Below are 19,452 nucleotides of genomic sequence, written 5' to 3'. Positions count from 1 at the left end.
GGTGGATGTCGCGAGTTCGAATCTCGTCGTCCGCTCCAGAAAAGAAAGCAGCTCCCAGGAGCTGCTTTTTTTATGCCCTGTTACAGCTGTGACCCAAATCATCAGGAGAAGTAACTGATATCCCTCAGAAGAAGTCGCTTTATCTAATGTGATTCGCCTCGCATAATGTACTGCGAGCTCATCACCGTTCCACGCCAACCGGCAGGAGTACCCCATGAATGTACAGACGGCTTCAAAGTCCGTCCTGAGGCGCAAGCCCATCGACGATATCGAGGAAGAAAACAAACACAGCGGACTATTCAAAAGCCTTGGTCTTTGGCAGCTGACAGCCATCGGCGTCGGCGGAATTATCGGCGTCGGGATCTTCTCTCTCGCTGGCCTCGTGGCACACGGCAGCGAAGGCAACCCGGGCGTTGGCCCCGCGGTCCTCATATCCTTCCTGATCGCCGGCTTGGCCTCCGGAGCGGCGGCACTGTCCTACGCCGAATTTGCCGGAATGATCCCCCGGGCCGGATCGGCGTACACCTACGGTTACGTCGCCCTGGGTGAGATCATCGGTTGGTTCATCGGCTGGGACCTGCTGCTCGAATACATCGCCATCGTCGCCGTCGTCGCGATCGGCATCTCCGGCTATTTCGACGCCTTCCTCTCCGGCATCGGCATCCATATGCCAACGTGGATGACGTCCACCGCAGATGAGGGCAAGGGCGGTATCATCAACCTTCCCGCAATTCTCGTATGCCTCTTGGTCACGTGGATCCTGAGCCGTGGAACAAAAGCCTTCGGCCGGTTCGAACTGGTGGCCGTAGCCATCAAGGTCATCCTGATCCTGTTCATCATCGGGCTTGGCATCTTCTACGTGAACACCGAGAACTACAACCCCTTCATGCCCAGCGGATTCGGTCCCGTCGTGGCTGGTGCCGCGACCGTCTTCTTCGCGGTCTTCGGCTATGACGCCATGAGTACTGCAGCGGAGGAAGCCAAGGATGGCAAGAAGCACATGCCCAAGGCCATCATCCTGTCGCTGATCATTGCCATGCTGCTCTACGTTGCGGCCACACTGGTCCTGACCGGCATGCAGAACTACAAGGACATCAACCCGACCGCGGGCTTCGCCTCGGCCTTCACCGGTGTTGGCCTGCCGGTCATCGCCACCATCATTTCAGTGTTCGCCGTGCTGTCCATCCTGACCGTCATGCTGACGTTCCTCCTTGGTGTCACCCGCGTGTGGTTCTCCATGAGCCGCGACGGCCTGCTGCCGGGGTGGTTCGCCAAGACAGACCGTCACGGCACGCCCCAACGCGTCACCTGGATCGCAGGCATCGCCTCCGCGTTCCTTGCCGGCGTGTTCCCCATCAAGGAGGTCGCGGACCTTACCAACATCGGAATCCTGGCAGCCTTCGTCGTGGTCTGTGTCTCGGTGATTGTGTTCCGCTACACCAAACCGAATGCGCCCCGGACTTTCCGCCTGCCGCTTATGCCGCTGGTCCCCGCCTTCGGTGTCCTGGCATCGGCTTTCCTGATGTTCCAGTTGCATTGGGAAACCTGGCTGCGATTCGGAGTCTGGCTCGTCATCGGCTTGGTGATCTATTTCTCCTACGGCCGCAGGCACTCCCTGATGAACCCCGACAGTCCACGACACAAGCTGGCCAGCAAACCATTGGCGTAGTTATCCATAGGTAGCGTTTGCAGCCTTGGCACCTTAGGGAACTGGTGTTAGGGTCGGACGCGGAGGAGCGAACTGGCTCCGCGATGGAAGGGAGGTGCCCGTGGGTTTAATTGACGACCTGAAGGGCAAGGCTCAGGGTCTCATTCAAGGCAACGAAGAAGCCATCAAGAATGGCATCGAAAAGGCCGGAGACTTCGTCGATGAAAAGACAGGCGGCAAGTACGCCGGTCACGTCGACAAGGTCCAGAATGCCGCTTCCGACTTCGTGGCCAAGAACGACGGTCAGCCTGAGCAGGCTCCCGTCACGGATGAGCCGAAGCAGCCTTAGCTGCCTGAGCCGCCGTACCAGATACGTCAAGGGGGCACCGGTCCCGCCGAGAGGCGCCACCGGTGCCCTTGGCGTTTAACCGCGCCTGACGGCGTTCGGCAGCTGGCGCACCATGGCACCGTTATTTCCCACAGGGTCAGGTACTTTGGTCACTATGCCTTCCGCCCCTTCCCCCACCGCACGGACCAAAGCCGCGAAAGAGACGCTGGGCCCCCAGCTCAGTGCCGGCCTTGTCACTGCGCTCGTGGGATTCACGTCCTCATTCGCCGTCGTACTGGCCGGACTCCAGGCCGTTGGAGCCAATCAGGCCCAGGCATCAAGCGGCCTCCTGGCCTTGACGCTGGCTTTCGGCCTCGGCATTTTGTGGCTGTCCTGGCGGAGCAAAATGCCTGTGACGCTCGCGTGGTCCACTCCCGGCGCCGCCCTGCTGGCCACTGCTGGAACGGTCGACGGCGGCTGGCCGGCTGCCGTGGGAGCCTTCCTGATCGTTGGGGTGCTCATTGTCCTCACGGGTTTGCTTCCCCTGCTCGGGAAGTTGATGGCGAAAATTCCAACCGCCTTGGCGCAGGCCATGCTTGCCGGTGTCCTGCTCCCCTTGTGCCTGGCCCCCTTCAAATCCCTTGGTTCAATACCACTGTTGGTTGCTCCCGTGATCCTTTGCTGGATCGTCCTGATGAAGTTCGCTCCGCGCTGGTCGGTTCCGGCCTCGCTGCTGGTGGCCCTTGCCGTCATTGGAATCCACCTGGGGTCCTCCGGTGTCCAAATCCCCGGAGAGAGCCTTGTGCCGCTCCTGGAATGGACCACACCGGCATTCTCCTTGGAAGCCGCAGTCGGCCTGGCGCTGCCCTTGTTCATCGTCACCATGGCATCACAGAACATCCCCGGTGTGGCCGTCCTGAAATCTTTTGGCTACACCACCCCGTGGCGTCCAGCGATGCTGGTCACCGGGGCGGGAACCATCGTCGGTGCGCCGTTCGGCGGGCACGCCATCAACCTGGCGGCGTTGAGCGCGGCCCTCGCTGCAGGCGAGGAAGCCGGAAAGGACCACAGCCGGCGCTGGATCGCCGCCTTCGTCTCCGGGGTGGCCTATTTGCTGCTGGCAGCAGCCTCGGCGGCCCTCGTTACGGTTGTGGCCGCAGCGCCTCCAGGGCTCCTGGAGGCTGTCGCCGGTCTCGCGCTGCTGGGAACCTTGGCGTCTTCGATCTCATCTGCGCTGGCCGTGGCGGAGGAACGGATACCGGCCTGTGTGACGTTCCTGCTGGCCGCCTCGGGGATTGCATTCGCCGGGATCGGGGCCGCCTTCTGGGCCTTGGCCGCCGGGATTGCCATCCGTTGGGTGCTGAAGAGCCGCGAGCCCCTCGAGAAGGCCTGATTCAGGCAGGCTCGTGGTTCTGAGCCTCGCGGGCCAGTGCCGTCAGACGCGAAACGGCCCGGAAGTACTTCTTCATGTAGCCGCCCGTCATCATCTCTTCAGTGAACAGCTTGTCGAAGGGAACACCACTGGCCAGGATGGGCACGTCTTTGTCATAGAGCCTGTCGGCCAACACCACGAACCGCAACGCGACGGCCTGTTCCGTAATGGTTTCGACGTCGCTCCAGACCACTGCTTCGATGCCGGAGAGGAGCTGGCGGTACCGGCTGGGGTGCACCGCTGCAAGGTGGTTTACAAGGGTGCGGAAATCGTCCACCGCAACGGTCTTTCCGTCGAACTCCGCGCGCATCCGGTGCTTCAGTTCTTCGGTCTTGAGCGGCGCGGGCGCCGCCGGCAGGCCACGGTGGCGGAAGTCCTCGCCGTCGATCCTGACGACATCGAACTGGTCAGCCAGCACCTGGATTTCCCGCTGGAAGTCGACGGCGGCGAAGCGGCCTTCGCCCAACGAACCGGGCAGGGTGTTGGAGGTGGCAGCAAGCTTGACACCGGCGTCGGCGAGTTCGCGCATCAGGCGGGACATCAGCACGGTGTCGCCTGGATCGTCCAGTTCGAACTCATCGATGCACACCAGTTTGTAGCTGCTGAGCGCTTCAACGGTCTTGCGGAACGACAAAGCGCCCACCAGGTTGGTGTACTCCACGAAGGTTCCAAAGGCCTTGGGGCCAGGAGACCTGTGCCAAAGGGACGCCAAAAGGTGGGTTTTACCCACGCCGAAGCCGCCGTCGAGGTAGATTCCGGCCCGTGTTGCCGGTGTTTTCTTGGCAAAGAGCTTCTTGAACAGACCTGCGCCATCGCCGTTGCCCACGCCATCGGCGAATGCTGAGAGCAGTTTCACTGCGTTGGCCTGGCTCGGCTGGGAAGGATCGGGCCGGTAGCTGTCGAACGACACCTCTCCGAAGCGGGGAGAGGGGTAGAAACCCTTAAGGAGTTCCTCCACGGAGACTGCCGGTGTGCGGGCAGCCAGTTGTTCGATCTTTACCACGGTGGTCCGTTCCTTCGGCGTTGGGTCCCCAGCAAGGATACCGGCAACGGGCGCCATCCCTACGGACACGTGACCAAGCCCATGTTTCACCGTATGACCATGCCGGAAGCAATCCGTGCGGCCCGTGGTTAGTGTTGAGGCAAGCCGGGCCCGCATGTGCACCACCTTCAACGGCCTGGCTCCGTCCGTTGTCAGTGAAAGGCCATCATGTCCTACCCCGTTGAACAAAACGAAAAGTTCGCCTCCTACGCGAACCCTGAACGACTCGTCTCCACCGAGTGGCTCGCGTCAGCACTTGCTGACGGCGCAGTAGCCGACGGCAAGTTGGTGCTGGTCGAGTCCGACGAAGACGTCCTCCTGTACGAAACCGGGCACATCCCGGGAGCCGTCAAGATCGACTGGCACACAGACCTGAACGACGAAGTCACCCGCGATTACGTAGATGGCGCAGCCTTCGCGGCCCTCGCCGCTTCCAAGGGCATCTCGCGCGACAGCACCGTGGTGATCTACGGTGACAAGTCCAACTGGTGGGCCGCCTACGCACTGTGGGTCTTCACCTTGTTCGGCCACGAGGACGTACGTCTCCTCGACGGCGGCAGGGACAAGTGGATCGCTGAAGGTCGCGAACTCACCACCGACGTTTCCCAGCCCGCTGCAGGCAACTACCCGGAGGTCGAGCGTAACGACGCCCCTATCCGGGCCTTCAAGGAGGACGTCCTGGCGCACCTGGGCAACCCCTTGATCGATGTCCGCTCCCCCGAGGAATACACGGGCCAGCGGACCCACATGCCCGCGTATCCTGAAGAGGGCGCACTGCGCGGTGGCCACATTCCCACAGCCGCCTCTGTTCCGTGGGCCCGTGCTGCCGCGGAAGACGGAACGTACCGCAGCCGCGAAGAGCTCGAAGCCCTCTACTTGGGTGAGGCCGGCCTGGCACCGGGCGACGACGTCGTGGCGTACTGCCGCATCGGTGAGCGTTCCAGCCACACCTGGTTCGCTTTGAAGTACCTGCTGGGCTTCGACACCGTCCGTAACTACGACGGCTCCTGGACCGAGTGGGGCAACGCTGTCCGCGTTCCGATCGTCAAGGGTGCAGAGCGGGGTTCCGTTCCTTCCTCGCTGGTCCGCAACTAATACCGCTGCAACCATCGCCTTGTGCGTAAGCTGGAAGAGATGAGTACGAACACTTTGCCTACCGCCCTGGCGGAAATCGTTGACGACTTCCAGGCGCTGACGGAACCTGACCGCCTTCAGCTCCTCTTGGAGTTCTCCAGGGGCCTTCCGGATCTTCCGGAGCGTTTGAATGACCACCCCGAACTGCTGGAGCAGGTGGTCGAGTGCCAGTCACCGCTTTTTCTGACGATTGAGTCCGAGAAGAACGCCGACGGCGACCGCGCCTACCGGCTCTTCTTCAAGGCACCGCCGGAAGCTCCCACGACGCGGGGCTTCGCAGGGGTTCTGCATGAGGGGCTGGACGGATTGACCGCCAGCGAAATCCTTGCAGTACCGGACGACATGCCGGAATTGCTCGGGCTGACCAGGGCCATCACTCCCTTGCGGATGCGGGGAATGACGGCGATGCTTGGCCGGATCAAGCGAAAGGTTGCGGCCGCGAGCCGTTTGGAACACTGAGAGGTACTGCCACACGGTATGGCAAAGAAGATGGCTTCCCAGGGAACGCCGGCCACAGCAGCACTTGCTGCGGCCGGCGTTCCCTTCACGCTGCACCCCTATGCCCACGATCCCGCCGCATCCAGCTACGGCCTGGAAGCTGCCGAAGTCCTCGGGATCGAGCCAGAACGCGTCTTCAAGACGCTCATGGTGGAGGTGGAAGGGAAGTTGGCCGTTGCCATCGTTCCCGTGTCAGGCAACCTGGACCTTAAGGCCGCCGCCGCTGCCTTGGGATCCAAGAAGGCAACAATGGCAGATCCGAAGGCCGCCGAACGCCGTACAGGCTATGTGCTCGGCGGTATATCGCCCTTGGGGCAGCGCCAGCCCTCCCCCACCGTCCTGGATGAATCGGCGCTTGGCTTCGAAACCATCCTGGTATCGGGGGGTCGACGCGGCTTGGACATAGAACTCGCTCCGGCGGACCTGCTTCGGCTCACCAACGGAACCACCGGGGCGATCGGCACAAGAAGCGCCTGAACTCAGTCGGTACGCGTCCCTGCAGCCGAGACGGCGGTGTCGCCGGATTGTCCTGGATTCTTCCGTGGCGCGAGTTGCCCTTGAAGCCACGAACGCACCAGCCGCTCCCAGCGCTCCGGATCGACGTTCCATTCCTTGGTGTGGCGCGCACCGTGGAACGGCTCGAACGTCACCATCTCGGGGTTCTTTTCCGCGAGGGTGGCTGAGGGGCCGAAAGGGACGTAGTCGTCGTCCACGCTATGGATCAACAGCGTTGGTGTGCGCAATTCAATCGCCCGGCTTTCCCAATCCATGGCTTTGAAGTTCACGGGCGCTGCGAGCCCGGTCAGCCTGCGGCCCAGGGGATGGCCCAGCATCAGCTGTCCGTAGCGGCCTACGTTATAGGGGATCCTGTTCATCTCGGCGTGGTGGGCCATGACATTCACCCAATTGATCACCGGGGCGTCCAGAACCAAAGCTCTGATGACATGCCGGTGTTTGGAAAGGTCTGCCGCCTGAAGGCTGATGGCCCCACCCATGGACCAACCGAAAAGCACAACCTCACGCGCTCCGTGGTCCAGGGCGTAGCCGATGGCTGCCTCGACGTCACGCCATTCGGTCGAACCCAGTCCGTAACGGCCATCCAGGGCAGAGGGCGCCAGCCCATCATTGCGGTAGGAGATGAGCAAGCTGTCCAGCCCCAGGTCCCGGGCAGTGCGGACAGCCCTGAGTCCCTCCAGCCGCGTGGCTCCCCTGCCATGCACCATGATCGCCCAGACCGGGGCTGTTGCGGACGCTTCGGCGCGGATCAACCACGCAGGCGCCTTCCCGCCGTCGACATCTATGTCAATGTCCTCGGCCGCGACGCCGAGCGCGGACGGATCCGGATAAACCGCCCCACTCCACCATGCCCGCCGGGCCTCGGTCAGTTCGCCGCTGTAGACCTCCTCGACTTCCCGGAGGACAGTCTGCTCCGCGGGCGAATACGACACAATCCGGCCTATCCTCGCGTGTCCCTTGCCGCCGGAGAAGAAGAGGCTGAAGACGCCGTCGATGGTCGAGTCGGGAGTTGCGGCAAGGATGACTTGCGGGCCGTTGTCTCCCTTAATGACCGCAAGGACTTCCTGGTCTTCGTGTCGCGCCGCCGGCGTGATGACCCGTCTGGCGAAGTAGACGGCGAGCGCGGAGGATCCGGCTCCCACCAGACCTGCAATCGTTCCGCCGGTGAGGAAGCCTGCGATGGCCCACTTGGTGCGGGGGGTCAGCCTTTTCCCGGGAGCGTCGCCCGCCGGCCTTGTCTTCGTTGCCATGGTTCCATTCTGCCGTTAGCCGGCGGGGCCCGGCGCAGGCGGTACCGCGTGCCGCAACAGCGCGCCGAATCGTGGCTTGAAACCCTGCGGACGGCGGTTCCCCGGGACTACGCTGTAGCCATGAGTGATCCCATAGTCATCCTTACCGAAGAGCCCCTTGGTCCTGACGACCGCGTGAACATCGCCAAATTGATCGATGGCGGAGACGCGCCGTTGTATGTACTGGTCCCCGCCAATACCGAGCGCCACCTGCTGGTGGACTTCCTGGAGAACCTCTCGCTGCTTGATGTAGCGAAAGCATTCCGGGAGCTGACTGCGCAATCCCCGGATCCAGCAGTGGAGCGCGCGGAAGCCGCGGAGGCGTTGGCGACCTCGCTGGCGGCCCTGGAAGGCTTGGGCGCCCATGTCACCGGAGAAATTGTCGACGGCGGTGCCGTGGCCGGCTTGGTGGCCAAGGTCCGGGAAGTGGACGCGGCACAGGCAGTGGTCATCACCCGGCCACACGCCATAGCAGACACGTTCCATACAGATTGGGCCAATAAGGCCCAGGACCAGTTGGGACTTCCGGTGCTGCACCTGTACGCCGGTTCGGGATTTATCGGCGACTCGTGAGCGTTGCATAAGACATGAATACTCCTGAGAACATCAACAACACATCTTCTGTGCCCGTGGAGAAGAGCGACGCCCAGTGGCGCGAAGAGTTGACTCCCGAGGAATACCGAGTGCTGCGTCAGGCCGGCACGGAACGCCCTTATACAGGCGAGTACTGGGACACACACACCGAGGGCGTGTACCAATGCCGGGCCTGTGGCAGCCAGTTGTTCACCAGCAAGGAGAAGTTTGACTCCCATTGTGGGTGGCCCTCCTTCTGGGCACCGCTGGCAGAGGGGACGGTCAGGTACCTCCATGACCGCACCATGGGCATGGACCGGATCGAGGTACGGTGCGCCAACTGCGACTCCCATCTGGGGCATGTCTTTGAAGGCGAGGGTTATGACACGCCCACGGATCAGCGCTTCTGCATCAACTCGATCTCGCTCCGGCTCGTGAACCCGGACGAGGCTTAAGCGTGTCCCTGTCCCCCGAACTTGATCTTAGGGTCCAGGTTCGGGGGGCATGACCAAGAGTTTCTTATGCTCAGCCTGATTTTGAATTAGCGATACTACTTGCTTGCTACGCTCGGCCCAGAAGCAAGAACAACTTCGGAAAGGGCCGAGCACCATGACCACCATCGCAACCGCCACCGCGTCGCGTGTCACCGCTGACAACGCCGAGTGGGTAGCCCTCAAGGCCGCTGCCACCACCCTCCAGGGATACCAGGAGCAGGACGGATCCATCGCCGATCCCGCCGTCCACGCCGAGGCAGCAGGGCTGGTAGCCACCATCACCAACGCCATTACAGCCCTCGCGCCCGGCTTCGAACACGACGCCCAGTACCTCTCCCTACTGGTGGAAGACTTCAAGCGCTGGGTTGAGGGTGGCTTCGGAGTACCGGACTTCCTCGATTCCCTGCAGGCGTTCCAGCCGCAGAAGCAGCGCATCGACGGCCTCCAGCACCTGGTGGTCTTCCCCATGTACACCCAGAACGGCAGCACCAACCGCTTGGTCGAAGCCGTGCTGATCGAGGTCATCTGGCCTGAGTTCATCGACGGACTCGAAGCCGGCGATTACTCGAACAAACTCTTCGTACCCATCCGTTTCATCGATTTCACCCCCGGCTACGACACCAACTCCGCAGTCCTCTTCCCGGAGACTGTCGCCGTACGCGAGACGCCCACCTTCACCTGGGGCGCCATCTTCGCCGACCGTGAGGCTGCCCGCTTCCGCCGGGTCCTGAAGGCCGCGGCCGAAACAACCTCCTTGGAATTGCCCGAGGACGCCGCGCAGCTGATCGACGACCAGGAACTCACGCAGCGCACCTTCGTCATGTGGGACCTGATCCACGACCGCACCCACATGCGCGGCGATCTTCCGTTCGATCCGTTCATGATCAAGCAGCGGATGCCGTTCTTCCTCTACTCCCTTGAGGAACTGCGCTGCGACCTGACCGCCTTCCGCGAATCCGTCCTCATCGAGAAGGACGAGAACGCGGACCCCGATGCACGCAAGCACGCAAAGCTTGTCCAGTACGCGGTGATCTTCGATCGCATCTTCCGCTTCGCCATCACCGGCAACCGCGTCCGCAACTACGACGGCCTGGGCGGCCAGTTGCTGTTCGCCTGGATGCACCAGCACCACGTACTTCACTGGACCGACAGCAAGCTCTCCATCGATTGGGACGACGCCGCAGCCGTCGTGGTCGAGCTCGGCGCCAAGATCGAGGAACTATACTGGCGTTCCATTGATCGTCCCAAGGCTGCCCACTGGTTGGCCGCCTACGAGCTGATCTCGAGCACCGTCACTCCGCACCCGGCTTCGGTCTGGGCCAAGGGTCCGGACGCGTTGCCCCTGGACGGCGCTCCCCGCGGGCTCACCGACCAGGTCCTGGACGACGAGTTCCCGCTGTCCATGTTCTACGAAGCCCTGGAGAAGAAGATGCGTCCCGTTATCGAATCCACCACCGGCATCACGGGCGCCACGGCGGCCTGATGTCCCCCTTGACAGTTCTGGTTACGGGCGGCAGCAGCGCTTCAGGCGTGGCTGTCGCCCGGGCCTTGTCCACCTCTGGTCACCGCGTCCTGACCGTCGGTTCAGACCAGGCCCGGATCGAAGCGGCGGCACGGGAAGCGGGCGAGGCCGTTGTTCCGCTCGTCTGCGATCTCGGCAGCCTGGATTCCGTGCGCGGGCTGGCCGGGATGATTGCGGACCATGGCGTTGGGGGCATCGACGGAGTGATCCACCTCGTCGGCGGCTGGCGTGGGGCCACAGGCATCGAGGACCAAACCGACGAGGACTGGGAGGCACTGGAGCGCAGTGCCGTGAAAACGCTGCGCAACGTTTCCAGGGTCTTCTACAGCCAGCTGGAAACGTCCAGTCACGGCCGGTTCGCCATGGTGTCCTCAACCGCCGTCGCCAGTCCTACTGCCGCAGCTGCCAACTACGCTGCAGCGAAAGCCGCTGCCGAGGCGTGGACGCTGGCGGTTGCAGACGGCTTCCGGCGAAGCCAATCCCTCGACGGTGACTCCAGCGGACAGCACAGTGCTGCTGTTGTCTTCGTGGTTAAGGCACTTGTGGACGACTCCATGAGGCGCGCCCACCCCGAACGACGGTTCCCGGGACATACAGACGTCGAAGAACTGGCCGCGGCCGTCGTCGGCCTTTTCGATCAACCAGCCTCCACCCTGAACGGCCAGCGGATCCTGCTGGCCAAATAGACTTGAAAGCGTGAATGAACAAGTGACGAGCACAACAGAGGCAATCCACAGCGGGATCCAGGCTTCCGAGGCCGGCCAGCTGCATGACCCCGCGATCCGGGGTTTCGCTTCGGACAACTACTCCGGCGTGCACCCGGAGATCCTCGCGGCGTTGGCCACCGCCAACGGCGGTCACCAGGTTTCCTATGGCGAGGACGTGTACACGGCCAGGCTGCAGGCCATCCTGGAGCAGCAGTTCGGCGAAGGCATTGAGACTTTCCCCGTCTTCAACGGTACTGGCGCCAACGTCCTGGCGCTGCAGTCGCTCCTGCCTCGCTGGGGTGCAGTGATCTGCGCGTCCACCGCGCACATCAACATGGACGAGAACGGGGCTCCGGAACGCGTCGGCGGCATCAAGCTCCTGCAGGTCCCCACCGAGGACGGGAAGCTGACCCCCGAGCTCATTGACCGCGAGGCTTGGGGCTGGGGAGATGAACACCGCGCGCAGCCCTTGGTTGTCTCCATCACGCAGACTACTGAGCTTGGCACCTGCTACACGCCCGAAGAAGTACGTGCCATTGCTGAACATGCCCACTCCAAGGGCATGAAGCTGCACATGGACGGCGCACGGTTGGCCAATGCCGCCGCCCACCTTGACGTTCCCTTGCGGGCATTCACGCGGGACGCAGGCGTGGACATCCTCTCGTTCGGTGGGACCAAGAACGGACTGCTTTTTGGCGAGGTTGTGGTAGCCCTCAACCCCGAAGCAGCAGACGGCTTGAAGTTCCTCCGCAAAATGAACATGCAACTGGCGTCCAAGATGCGCTTCATTTCCGCACAGTTCATTGCCTTGCTCGAAGATGGGCTGTGGCTTCGTTCAGCCGCCCACGCCAACGCCATGGCCGCCCGCCTGCGGAGCGCCGTTGAAGCGATCGACGGCGTCGAGCCCACCCAGGCGACCCAGTCAAACGGCGTCTTCGCAATCCTCCCGGAAGGCGTTGCCGACCGCCTCAGGAGGTCCTTCGCCTTCTACGATTGGGACGCTGCCCGGCGCGAAGTCCGTTGGATGTGCTCATTCGATACCACCGAAGAGGACATCGACACCTTCGTCGCTGCGATCAAGCAGGAGCTGGCGTAACGCTGGGGCCCGTGTTGTCCGGGGCGGCGAGCCTTCACAGGATCGCCGCCCGGGGCACATAATCTGCCAATGTGAACGCCCTCGCACAAGTTCCCCCGGACTTTCTTTTCGCCTTGGGAACGCTTCGAAAAGCACAGTGCCGCAGTGAATTGCGGCTTGATGAAATCCCCGCCCCCGCACGTTTGGCACCCTATGCAGTGGCCCTGGGTGCTGAAGTCTTCAGCCCCACCGCCGCCACCCGTCAGGTACCCGTCCATGGACCCGCCGCGAAGGCCTTCGCCAAGAGCCAAGGCAGCAGCCCGTCCAGTGAAGAAGAGGACGAACTGGCCACCGGGCGGTTCATCCTCCTCTACGATCCCGAAGGATCGGCGGTCTGGGAGGGCGAGTTCAGGATCGTCACCTACATCCGGGCCCAAATGGATGCCGAGATGGGCAACGATTCCATGCTTGGCTCCGTAGCGTGGACCTGGCTCGTGGAAGCCTTGGAACACCGCTCGGCCCCCTACAAGGCAGCCGGCGGAACAGCTACCAGGATCCTCTCCGAAAGCTTCGGGACCCTCGCCGAACGGCCCGACACCATCGACATAGAACTCCGCGCTTCGTGGACACCCTCCAGCGCCGACGTCCAATCCCACCTCGAAGCCTGGTCGGACATGGTCTGCACCTTCGCGGGGTTGCCGCCCCTGCCGCCCGGGGTCACGGGTTTGCCCAACAGGAGGCTCAATTGACTACCCGGCAGGTGCCGATGACTGCGTTCCGGTACGCAAAAGCGTCCCGGAAGGGGACGAATCGGTAAGCTTAAGCCACCATGACCCCTGAAAACCTGGAAAACACCACAGCCGGCGATCCGGCTGCTGAGACCACCACCCAAATCAAGGTTGACGGCTTCGACAGCCACGTCCCTGAAGTAATCGACCTCGACACCCCACGTGAAGGGGTCCCCCTGGTCATCGACACCATGGCCGGCCTGGAACGATGCGCGGCCGCCATCGCCGCCGGGACAGGACCCGCCGGAGTAGACGCGGAGCGGGCTTCCGGATTCCGCTATGGCCAGCGGGCCTTCCTGGTGCAGATCCGGCGGGAAGGTGCCGGAACCTGGCTGATCGACCCCGAACCCTTCGACAACCTGGACATCATCAATGATGCCCTCCGGGGGGTCGAATGGATCCTGCACGCCGCCACCCAGGATTTGCCTTGCCTTTCGGAGCTTGGCATGTGGCCGGACAAGCTTTTCGACACCGAACTTGCCGCGAGGCTCGCCGGACTCCCCCGCGTCGGGTTGGCGGCCGTCATCGAGCAGCTGCTGGGATTCGGCCTCGCCAAAGAGCACTCTGCCGCTGACTGGTCAACCCGTCCACTCCCGGAACCCTGGCTGCGCTACGCAGCGCTCGACGTCGAGGTCCTTGCCGAGCTGCGCGAGGAACTCATCGAGTTGCTGGAAGCCGACGGCAAGCTGGAGTACGCCGAACAGGAGTTCGCCGGCATCCTGGCCGCGGGAATTCCGGCGCCCAGGGTGGATCCGTGGCGGAAGACCTCGGGCCTCCACCAGATCCGCGACCGCCGCCAACTGGCTGCCGTCCGCGAACTGTGGCTGGAACGCGACCAGCTGGCCCGCAAACGCGACGTCGCCCCCGGCCGGCTCATCCCCGATTCAGCCCTCGTTGCCGCGGCCAAAGCCATGCCCACCACCGTCCCCCAGCTCCTTGCAACCAAGGGATTCCACGGGAGGTCCGCCCAACGCGAGGCCCCCCGCTGGCTACGGTGCATCACGACAGCCAGGACCATGACGGACCTGCCGCCCCTCCACCTCCCTACGAATGCCCCGCCGCCCCCGCGTGTGTGGGCGGACCGGGACCCCGAAGCAGCAGCACGCCTGGCCACGGCACGGCCCGCCCTCCAGGCGAAAGCGGACGAACTGAACTTGCCCGTGGAAAACCTCCTCACCCCGGACTACCTCCGGAGAGTTGCCTGGCGGCCGCCGGCGGCTGTGTCGCTGGCTTCGATCTCCGATGAACTGCGCACCCTCGGTGCACGGGAATGGCAGATCTCCCTCGCCGCGCCGATACTGACCGAGGCCTGCTTGAACCCCAAACCGCTGCCGGCCAAGGAATCCAAAGCCAAGGATCAGTAAGTAGGGAACAGCATTCGCCCCAAGGCCCGCCGCACGAACACGCGTTTGAGCGGCGGGCCTTTCGCATACCTCCAGTCGGCCAACCCGAGCCTTCATGGCCCTTGCACGCTAAGTTACCCATGAGTAACATTGCAGTAATGCCAGCCTGAACCCGCTCCGCGGGCAACGGTGCCCTGTCTCAACGAGGAGTTACTACATGAGTCCATCACGCAATGCCCAACGGAACGTCCGGGACGTCGTCTTCGTGGACGGCGTCCGCACTCCCTTCGGCAAAGCCGGCGAAAAGGGCATCTATGCCGGCACCCGCGCCGATGACCTGGTGGTGAAGTGCATCCGCGAGCTCATGAGGCGCAACCCGTCGCTTCCTGCCGAGCGCGTCGACGAAGTAGCCATTGCAGCTACCACCCAGACCGGAGACCAAGGCCTGACCATCGGCCGTACAGCAGCCCTGTTGGCCGGACTCCCCCGCACAGTTCCCGGATTTGCCATCGACCGCATGTGCGCTGGTGCCATGACGGCTGTAACGACGACGGCGAGCGGCATCGGCTTCGGCGCCTACGACGTCGTCATTGCCGGCGGCGTGGAACACATGGGCAACCACCCCATGGGCGCAGGTGCGGATCCCAATCCGCGCTTCATGTCCGAGCGGCTGGTGGATCCTGCAGCACTGAACATGGGCAACACTGCCGAGAACCTGCACGACCGCTTCCCCGCGATCACCAAGGACCGCACGGACGCCTACGCAGCAGCTTCCCAGGCCAAGCTGGCCGCCGCCTATGCCTACGAGCAGATCCAGCAAGACCTTGTGCCCGTGGCCACCATGAAGCCGGGCCAGGGTTGGGCGCTGCACACCACCGATGAACCCCCACGCCCGGGCACTACCGTGGAAGACCTTGCCGGACTGCGCACCCCTTTCCGCGCCCACGGCCGCGTCACCGCAGGCAATGCAGCAGGATTGAACGACGGCGCCACCGCCGCAGTCCTGGCATCCGCGGAGGCGGCCGAAGAACTTGGGCTGTCCGTCAAGATGCGCCTGGTCTCCTACGCTTTCGCCGGCGTCGAGCCTGAAGTCATGGGTATCGGCCCGGTACCGGCCACGGAGAAAGCGCTGAAGAACGCCGGGCTGGGCATCGAAGACATCGGGCTGTTCGAGATCAACGAGGCCTTCGCCGTCCAGGTGCTCAGCTTCCTGGACCACTTCGGTATTTCCGATGACGACCCCCGCGTCAACCGCTATGGCGGGGCGATCGCCGTCGGACATCCGCTTGCTTCCTCGGGCGTGAGGCTGATGAACCAGCTTGCGCGGCAGTTCGAAGAAGATCCGTCCGTCCGCTATGGCATCACCACCATGTGCATCGGCCTCGGAATGGGCGCCACCGTCATCTGGGAAAACCCCCACCACGCCGGCTACGAGGCCTCACTCCCCGAGCCGTCCACTGCCGCTACCGCTACCACCGAAGGAGCCGCCGCATGAGCGCCGCAGAATTCCAGAAGCTCGCCGCACTGTTCCCGGACGAAGTCGTCACGCACTCCTATGTCCAGGACATCGAACTCCCTGGCGGCGCCGGGACGTTCGCCTTGATTACTCTGGACAACGGACTGGACCACTCCAAGCCCACCACGCTGGGACCCAACACCCTGGTTGAACTGGGCAACGTCCTGGAGGGCCTCAAGGAGCGGGCCGCGCACGGCGAAATTGTCGGCGTCGGCGTTACCGGCAAGCCGTACTTCCTCGTTGCAGGTGCCGACCTTTCCGCAGTGAAGACGCTCAAGGAGCGCGAGCACGGGCTCTGGATGGCCCAGCTCGGCCACGCCGTCTACCGCACGTTGGCCGACCTCGGGGTGCCCAGCTTCGCCTTCATCAATGGCTTGGCACTCGGCGGCGGGTTGGAGATCGCCCTCCAATCCACCTACAGGACCGTTTCCACAGGCGCCGGTGCGCTGGCCCTCCCTGAAGCATTTATCGGCCTGGTGCCGGGCTGGGGCGGCGTGTACATCCTTCCGCGCCTCATTGGCCCCGAGAACGCGGTCAAGGTGATGATCGAGAACCCTCTGAGCAACAACCGGACACTCACGGGACCCCAGGCCTACGAGCTCGGAGTGGCCGACGCCATGTTCGAGCCCGCGGACTTCGTGGAACAGTCGCTGGCATGGGCGGCACGCGTGATTTCCGGCGACGTCACACCAGAGCGCAGGAACGCGGTGGATGCTTCCGATGACGCCGTGGCAGCCCGCTGGGCAGGTGCGGTTGCCGCAGGCCGGGAGTTTGTTGAGGCCAAGACTTCCAACGCCTCGCCCGCTCCGGCGAAGGTGCTGGACGTCATGGAAGCCAACCGGACCATGACGCAGCAGGAATCAGCGGAACTCGAATGCGAAACCTTGGCCGGGCTCATGCAGACCGACGAATTCCGATCCACCGTGTACGCCTTCCTGGACCTCGTACAGAAGCGTTCCAAGCGTCCTGCCGGAGCTCCGGACCGTAAACTGGCACGCCCGGTAACCAAGATTGGCGTCGTCGGTGCCGGGCTGATGGCCAGCCAGCTGGCATTGCTGTTCGCCCGTCAGCTCAAGGTGCCCGTGGTCATGACCGACATCGACCAAGAACGCGTGGACAAGGGCGTTGCATACGTGCACGCCGAAGTGGACAAGATGCTGGCCAAGAAGCGGATCAAGCCGGATGCCGCCAACAGGACCAAGGCGCTGGTCACGGGTTCTGTCTCCAAGGCTGCCTTTGCCGACGCCGATTTCGTTATCGAGGCTGTCTTCGAAGAGCTGCACATCAAGAAGCAGGTCTTCGCTGAAGTGGAGGAAATAGTCTCTTCCGAGTGCATTTTGGCTACGAACACCTCCTCGCTCTCCGTTACCGCCATGGCCGAGGACCTGAAGCATCCCGAACGCCTTGTGGGCTTCCACTTCTTCAACCCTGTCGCGGTCATGCCGCTGCTGGAGATCGTGAAGGCACCCAAGACCGACGACGCCGTCCTGGCTACCGCCTTCGAGCTCGCCAAGGGGCTGAAGAAGACTGCCGTGTTGGTCAAGGATGCGGCCGCGTTCGTGGTCAACCGCATCCTCCTGCGCCTCATGGGAGAGGTCATCGCAGCGTTCGATGAAGGAACCCCGGCGGAGGTCGCCGATACTGCCCTGCGTCCCATGGGCCTGCCCATGTCCCCCTTCACGCTCAGTGCCATGGTGGGCCTTCCGGTGGCGCAGCACGTTCAGGAGTCCCTGCACGCAGCGTTCGGTGACCGTTTCCCGGTATCGCAGAACCTGCAGAAGCTGATCGACAACGGTGTGAAATCCCTGTGGGTCACTGGACCCGACGGAAAGCCCGTCATTCCTGCGGAGACCCTGGCGATCATGTCCTTCGGGAACACTCCGTCCACCCGCGCCGAAGTCCTGCGACGCACCCAGGATGCCCTTGCCGAGGAAATTGGGCTCATGCTCGAAGAAGGCGTCGTTGCCGGCCCTGAAGACATCGACCTCTGCGTCATCATGGGTGCCGGCTGGCCGATGTTCCTGGGCGGGATCACCCCGTACCTGGACCGTGTTGGCGCCTCCGAGCGCGTCAACGGCAAGCGGTTCCTGGCTCCCGGGATAGCGTCCGCACCGGCCTAGATCACACGCTCTCCCGCATCCCGGAGGCCCAAACGCGAACGCTCTCTCACTGACGTGAGAGAGCGTTCCGTTTTTAGGCCTGTCTTGTGCGGGAGGGACGCATCAAAAGGGGCGGGATGTGAGAGAGGGCTAGAAAAGTGCCACCTTGGGTGACCTTGGGAAGATCCCGTCCAGCTCCTCGCGGTCGTCCTGCGTGGGAACCCAGCAGACGGCTTCGGCATTCTCGCGGATCTGCTCCGGCTTGGTCGCACCGGCGATGACGCTGCTGACACCGGGTTGGGCTGCCAGCCAGGAGAACGCCAGTTGCAGTTCCGTGATGCCACGCTCCTTGGCGAACTGGCCAAAACGGCCCAACTGGTCCCAATCGGCGTCGTGTACCAGGTTCGTGCGGGTGTGGCTCAGGCGCGAGCCTTCCGGAGCCTTGCCGGCGGAGTACTTTCCCGTCAGCAGGCCATTGGCCAGGGGGAAATAGGGAAGCACTCCCAGGGAGAAGGCTTCTGCTGCCGGGAGCACTTCGAGCTCGGCACGGCGATCGAGCAGGTTGTAGTGGTTCTGCGTGGAGATGAAGCGGACGCCACCGGCCTGTCGTCCTACGTATTCAGCCTCGGCGATCTGCCAGCCGGCAAAGTTGGAGTGGCCGATATACCGGACCTTGCCGCTTGAGACCAGCTCATCCAAGGCACCAAGGGTTTCGTCGATCGGTGTCTGCGGATCCGGTGTGTGGAACTGGTAGAGGTCAATCCAGTCCGTGTCCAGGCGGCGCAGGGATGCTTCAACGGCTTTCACGATGTACCGCCGTGAACCACGGGCATCGAAATCGTTTCCGTTTACCCCTCGCATGTCCATGCCGAACTTGGTGCCGATTACGACGTCGTCCCGGTGCCCCTTCAGCGCTTTGCCGAGCATGGTTTCGCTAAGTCCCGGCTCACGTCCGTAGACATCCGCGACGTCGAAGAAGGTCACCCCGGCTTCGATGGCGGCATGAACAACCGCGTTGGTGCCTTCCTGGGACTCCGTGGGCGTGTTGGCGCGCCCGAGGTTGTTGCAGCCCAGCCCTACAGCTGAGACAGTCAGTCCGGAACGGCCAAGGCGTCGGTATTCAGTCATGAGGCCAGCCTATCCCGCACTTCCGGCAAGATAGTAACCCTGGGCAACAAAAGGCCTAGCTGCCCGCGGTTCCGTAGGAAATTCCTGATTCCTCCATGGCATCCTCAAGCTGGGCAATGGCCACGGGGCCCATCCCGTGGAGCTTGGACATCTGCCCTTCCCCATACTCAGCCAGCTGCTCCAGTGTCTCTATGCCCTGATGGGCCAGGGCCCGCCTGGCCGGCGCAGCCAATCCCTTGGGCAGTGGCGTATGTCCGGGCCAATTGCTCTTTGACGGCATGGGGATCCTCCTGATGCGATGAAACCAGTGCTGAGGGTGT

19 protein-coding genes are annotated in these 19,452 nt (G+C 63.3%); 15 read left to right on the top strand and 4 right to left on the bottom strand.

The annotated features are described in order from the left end of the window. The first annotated feature begins 214 nt into the window (after nt 1–214). The 3 genes from ACFUOZ_RS00990 (at nt 215) to ACFUOZ_RS00980 (ending at nt 3,369) form a co-directional block, all read left to right on the top strand. The gene (locus ACFUOZ_RS00990; protein ID WP_377543757.1) at nt 215–1,669 is read left to right on the top strand and encodes an amino acid permease; all 1,455 of its coding nucleotides are present in this window, start codon (nt 215–217) and stop codon (nt 1,667–1,669) included. A gap of 94 nt (nt 1,670–1,763) precedes the next feature. Beyond that, nucleotides 1,764–1,997: an antitoxin gene (locus ACFUOZ_RS00985; RefSeq protein ID WP_018778655.1), complete on the top strand. Its 234-nt coding sequence runs from the start codon at nt 1,764–1,766 to the stop codon at nt 1,995–1,997. A 154-nt stretch (nt 1,998–2,151) separates the two neighbouring features. Further along, complete coding sequence (locus ACFUOZ_RS00980) at nt 2,152–3,369, top strand: benzoate/H(+) symporter BenE family transporter (RefSeq protein ID WP_377543755.1); 1,218 nt, start codon at nt 2,152–2,154, stop codon at nt 3,367–3,369. A gap of 1 nt (nt 3,370) precedes the next feature. On the opposite strand, the gene zapE is transcribed toward ACFUOZ_RS00980, so the two are convergent. Then, the gene (zapE, locus tag ACFUOZ_RS00975) at nt 3,371–4,411 is read right to left on the bottom strand and encodes a cell division protein ZapE (protein ID WP_377544944.1); all 1,041 of its coding nucleotides are present in this window, start codon (nt 4,409–4,411) and stop codon (nt 3,371–3,373) included. A gap of 207 nt (nt 4,412–4,618) precedes the next feature. Here zapE and ACFUOZ_RS00970 point away from each other — a divergent pair, with 207 nt between their 5' ends. Genes ACFUOZ_RS00970 through ybaK form a run of 3 tightly spaced genes read left to right on the top strand, consistent with a single transcriptional unit; the run spans nt 4,619 to nt 6,559 of the window. After that, the gene (locus ACFUOZ_RS00970) at nt 4,619–5,545 is read left to right on the top strand and encodes a sulfurtransferase (RefSeq protein ID WP_377543752.1); all 927 of its coding nucleotides are present in this window, start codon (nt 4,619–4,621) and stop codon (nt 5,543–5,545) included. A gap of 39 nt (nt 5,546–5,584) precedes the next feature. Then, the gene (locus ACFUOZ_RS00965) at nt 5,585–6,043 is read left to right on the top strand and encodes a SufE family protein (RefSeq protein ID WP_377543750.1); all 459 of its coding nucleotides are present in this window, start codon (nt 5,585–5,587) and stop codon (nt 6,041–6,043) included. An 18-nt stretch (nt 6,044–6,061) separates the two neighbouring features. Continuing rightward, the gene (gene ybaK / locus ACFUOZ_RS00960; RefSeq protein ID WP_377543748.1) at nt 6,062–6,559 is read left to right on the top strand and encodes a Cys-tRNA(Pro) deacylase; all 498 of its coding nucleotides are present in this window, start codon (nt 6,062–6,064) and stop codon (nt 6,557–6,559) included. Nucleotides 6,560–6,561: 2 nt separating this feature from the next. On the opposite strand, the gene ACFUOZ_RS00955 is transcribed toward ybaK, so the two are convergent. After that, entirely contained in the window at nt 6,562–7,848 is a 1,287-nt protein-coding gene (locus tag ACFUOZ_RS00955) for an alpha/beta hydrolase family protein (protein WP_377543745.1), read from the bottom strand. A gap of 120 nt (nt 7,849–7,968) precedes the next feature. Between ACFUOZ_RS00955 and ACFUOZ_RS00950 the strand changes: the two genes are divergently transcribed. The 9 genes from ACFUOZ_RS00950 (at nt 7,969) to ACFUOZ_RS00910 (ending at nt 18,025) form a co-directional block, all read left to right on the top strand. Continuing rightward, complete coding sequence (locus tag ACFUOZ_RS00950; protein WP_377543743.1) at nt 7,969–8,460, top strand: hypothetical protein; 492 nt, start codon at nt 7,969–7,971, stop codon at nt 8,458–8,460. Nucleotides 8,461–8,474: 14 nt separating this feature from the next. After that, the gene (gene msrB / locus ACFUOZ_RS00945) at nt 8,475–8,915 is read left to right on the top strand and encodes a peptide-methionine (R)-S-oxide reductase MsrB (RefSeq protein ID WP_377543741.1); all 441 of its coding nucleotides are present in this window, start codon (nt 8,475–8,477) and stop codon (nt 8,913–8,915) included. Nucleotides 8,916–9,069: 154 nt separating this feature from the next. Further along, nucleotides 9,070–10,437, top strand: a complete 1,368-nt coding sequence (locus ACFUOZ_RS00940; RefSeq protein ID WP_377543738.1) for a DUF6421 family protein — start codon at nt 9,070–9,072, stop codon at nt 10,435–10,437. Next, nucleotides 10,437–11,162: an SDR family NAD(P)-dependent oxidoreductase gene (locus ACFUOZ_RS00935; RefSeq protein ID WP_377543736.1), complete on the top strand. Its 726-nt coding sequence runs from the start codon at nt 10,437–10,439 to the stop codon at nt 11,160–11,162. Before ACFUOZ_RS00940 ends, ACFUOZ_RS00935 begins: the two co-directional genes overlap by 1 nt. Nucleotides 11,163–11,172: 10 nt before the next feature. Next, nucleotides 11,173–12,279 (top strand): threonine aldolase family protein, encoded by a 1,107-nt coding sequence (locus ACFUOZ_RS00930; protein WP_377543733.1) that lies wholly within the window; start codon nt 11,173–11,175, stop codon nt 12,277–12,279. A 71-nt stretch (nt 12,280–12,350) separates the two neighbouring features. Next, entirely contained in the window at nt 12,351–13,007 is a 657-nt protein-coding gene (locus tag ACFUOZ_RS00925) for a DUF3000 domain-containing protein (RefSeq protein ID WP_377543730.1), read from the top strand. Between the two features lie 80 nt (nt 13,008–13,087). Then, entirely contained in the window at nt 13,088–14,410 is a 1,323-nt protein-coding gene (locus tag ACFUOZ_RS00920; RefSeq protein WP_377543728.1) for an HRDC domain-containing protein, read from the top strand. 196 nt (nt 14,411–14,606) lie between these two features. Next, the gene (locus ACFUOZ_RS00915) at nt 14,607–15,884 is read left to right on the top strand and encodes a thiolase family protein (protein WP_377543725.1); all 1,278 of its coding nucleotides are present in this window, start codon (nt 14,607–14,609) and stop codon (nt 15,882–15,884) included. Beyond that, complete coding sequence (locus ACFUOZ_RS00910; RefSeq protein WP_377543722.1) at nt 15,881–18,025, top strand: 3-hydroxyacyl-CoA dehydrogenase NAD-binding domain-containing protein; 2,145 nt, start codon at nt 15,881–15,883, stop codon at nt 18,023–18,025. The genes ACFUOZ_RS00915 and ACFUOZ_RS00910 overlap by 4 nt, the downstream gene beginning before the upstream one ends. Nucleotides 18,026–18,154: 129 nt before the next feature. Here ACFUOZ_RS00910 and ACFUOZ_RS00905 read toward each other — a convergent pair whose 3' ends face one another. Further along, complete coding sequence (locus ACFUOZ_RS00905) at nt 18,155–19,132, bottom strand: aldo/keto reductase (RefSeq protein WP_377543719.1); 978 nt, start codon at nt 19,130–19,132, stop codon at nt 18,155–18,157. 55 nt (nt 19,133–19,187) lie between these two features. Further along, the gene (locus tag ACFUOZ_RS00900; protein ID WP_377543716.1) at nt 19,188–19,412 is read right to left on the bottom strand and encodes a hypothetical protein; all 225 of its coding nucleotides are present in this window, start codon (nt 19,410–19,412) and stop codon (nt 19,188–19,190) included. Between the last annotated feature and the right edge of the window lie 40 nt (nt 19,413–19,452).

It is taken from the genome of Paenarthrobacter sp. NPDC057355, assembly GCF_042667405.1.
Taxonomy (GTDB): domain Bacteria; phylum Actinomycetota; class Actinomycetes; order Actinomycetales; family Micrococcaceae; genus Arthrobacter.
Note: the sequence above shows the minus strand (reverse complement) of the source record. Positions and strands in the feature narration are given on the sequence as shown.

Bases quoted from the DNA above. Each gene is read 5' to 3' on its own strand.
- ACFUOZ_RS00990 (WP_377543757.1), top strand. From the start codon at position 215: ATGAATGTACAGACGGCTTCAAAGTCCGTCCTGAGGCGCAAGCCCATC.
- ACFUOZ_RS00980 (WP_377543755.1), top strand. From the start codon at position 2,152: ATGCCTTCCGCCCCTTCCCCCACCGCACGGACCAAAGCCGCGAAAGAG.
- ACFUOZ_RS00970 (WP_377543752.1), top strand. From the start codon at position 4,619: ATGTCCTACCCCGTTGAACAAAACGAAAAGTTCGCCTCCTACGCGAAC.
- ACFUOZ_RS00965 (WP_377543750.1), top strand. From the start codon at position 5,585: ATGAGTACGAACACTTTGCCTACCGCCCTGGCGGAAATCGTTGACGAC.
- ybaK (WP_377543748.1), top strand. From the start codon at position 6,062: ATGGCAAAGAAGATGGCTTCCCAGGGAACGCCGGCCACAGCAGCACTT.
- ACFUOZ_RS00955 (WP_377543745.1), bottom strand. From the start codon at position 7,848: ATGGCAACGAAGACAAGGCCGGCGGGCGACGCTCCCGGGAAAAGGCTG.
- ACFUOZ_RS00950 (WP_377543743.1), top strand. From the start codon at position 7,969: ATGAGTGATCCCATAGTCATCCTTACCGAAGAGCCCCTTGGTCCTGAC.
- msrB (WP_377543741.1), top strand. From the start codon at position 8,475: ATGAATACTCCTGAGAACATCAACAACACATCTTCTGTGCCCGTGGAG.
- ACFUOZ_RS00940 (WP_377543738.1), top strand. From the start codon at position 9,070: ATGACCACCATCGCAACCGCCACCGCGTCGCGTGTCACCGCTGACAAC.
- ACFUOZ_RS00935 (WP_377543736.1), top strand. From the start codon at position 10,437: ATGTCCCCCTTGACAGTTCTGGTTACGGGCGGCAGCAGCGCTTCAGGC.
- ACFUOZ_RS00920 (WP_377543728.1), top strand. From the start codon at position 13,088: ATGACCCCTGAAAACCTGGAAAACACCACAGCCGGCGATCCGGCTGCT.
- ACFUOZ_RS00915 (WP_377543725.1), top strand. From the start codon at position 14,607: ATGAGTCCATCACGCAATGCCCAACGGAACGTCCGGGACGTCGTCTTC.
- ACFUOZ_RS00910 (WP_377543722.1), top strand. From the start codon at position 15,881: ATGAGCGCCGCAGAATTCCAGAAGCTCGCCGCACTGTTCCCGGACGAA.
- ACFUOZ_RS00905 (WP_377543719.1), bottom strand. From the start codon at position 19,132: ATGACTGAATACCGACGCCTTGGCCGTTCCGGACTGACTGTCTCAGCT.
- ACFUOZ_RS00900 (WP_377543716.1), bottom strand. From the start codon at position 19,412: ATGCCGTCAAAGAGCAATTGGCCCGGACATACGCCACTGCCCAAGGGA.